2 protein-coding genes are annotated in these 1,300 nt (G+C 33.8%); both read left to right on the forward strand.

The window, feature by feature from the left end; genetic code table 11:
* The coding region (locus tag BBROOKSOX_RS11135) for a hypothetical protein (protein WP_180324030.1) at window positions 1-560 on the forward strand (560 nt) is incomplete at its 5' end.
* Window positions 560-1,162 (forward strand): tetratricopeptide repeat protein, encoded by a 603-nt coding sequence (locus BBROOKSOX_RS11140; protein ID WP_139661896.1) that lies wholly within the window; start codon window positions 560-562, stop codon window positions 1,160-1,162. The genes BBROOKSOX_RS11135 and BBROOKSOX_RS11140, both read left to right, overlap by 1 nt.
* Window positions 1,163-1,300: the final 138 nt, after the last annotated feature.

Genomic DNA, 1,300 nt, shown 5'->3' on the forward strand with positions numbered 1-1,300 from the left:
ATGGCTTTGTCTCAGCAATCATATCCAAAGGTGTTGATTTAGGATTAGAGGGTCAGCAACTAGATTTTTATACCCAAGGCGCAATTACAATGATTGCAGGTGGGCTCGCCTCTAAAGCAGGGGGCGGTAGTTTTGAAGATGGGGCTGTTCAGGCGGGGATGGTGTTTTTGTATAATTTTAATAAAATATTAACAGCAGAAGATGCAGAACAAGCAGCAAATGCAAATGCTAGAGCGCTAGAGTTGGTATTTGGTAGTAATGCAGCACCCATTAAAATAGATGGTAGAACACAAACTGAAGTTGATGCGGGTCAAAAGGCTTTAGTAACGGGTATGGCTAGCATGATTGGAGGGGGTTTAATTGGTAAGCTTTCTAAAGATATTATTACAAATCCTATTGTTAAGAGGGCTATTGCACAGTTTTGTAAGGGTGTGGTTTTTTGTAACGGGATGACTCATGGGGGTGATGGGATTAAGATTGAGCCATTTAGAGATCATTTTAAAACAATAAGGGTAATAGATAGTATAAAACCAAAATACAATCCTCAGCAAATTCACTAATGAAATTATTGACTGGAATAGAAATATTAAACAATATATATCAAGAAAATGACGCATATCCAGAGTATATGAATTCTAAAATTAAACCTTGTAGTAAAAAAACTTTTAATATACTCTTAGATAGTTTTGAATTAGGGGATAAATATGCCTCTTTTGCTATAGCTTATTGCTATCATAGTGGTTGTGATGATTTTGACATTAATTTAGATAAAGCTATATATTGGTATAAAATAAATTTTGAAGATAGTGGGCACATAGCTGCAGGTTTTGAACTTGCTAAAATCTACACCTACCAAAAACAATACCAAAAAGCCTTTAAAATCTACACCAAACTCGCAACCATAAACCACCATCAAGCACTAACGGCATTAGGTTTTTTTTACAAAAATGGTCTATATGTTAAAAAAGACTTAAATAAAGCATTAAAATATTATCAAAAAGGATACAAATATGGCAATCTTGCAGCACCTGTTGGAATTGCCATTATTTATAGAAAACAACATAAATATATTAAAAGTTTATTATTGATAATTAAAGTAATAGGGCTTCGTGTTATCTCTTTATTTAAAGGCACTCTTGATGAAGATACTAGAATGATTTAAAAAATTAAAATGTATAATTGCAACACCGCCAACCAACTCACCAGCAGAATTGACAACAACACCCTAACGCACACTTATCAATACGACGCCAACGGCAACCAAACACAAAGCACAGGAAATAATGCTAGAATTATTGAA

The organism is bacterium endosymbiont of Bathymodiolus sp. 5 South (assembly GCF_900128535.1).
Classification (GTDB): Bacteria; Pseudomonadota; Gammaproteobacteria; order PS1; family Pseudothioglobaceae; genus Thiodubiliella.

Coding starts and splice junctions, on each gene's coding strand:
- BBROOKSOX_RS11140 (WP_139661896.1), top strand. CDS start 560: ATGAAATTATTGACTGGAATAGAAATATTAAACAATATATATCAAGAA.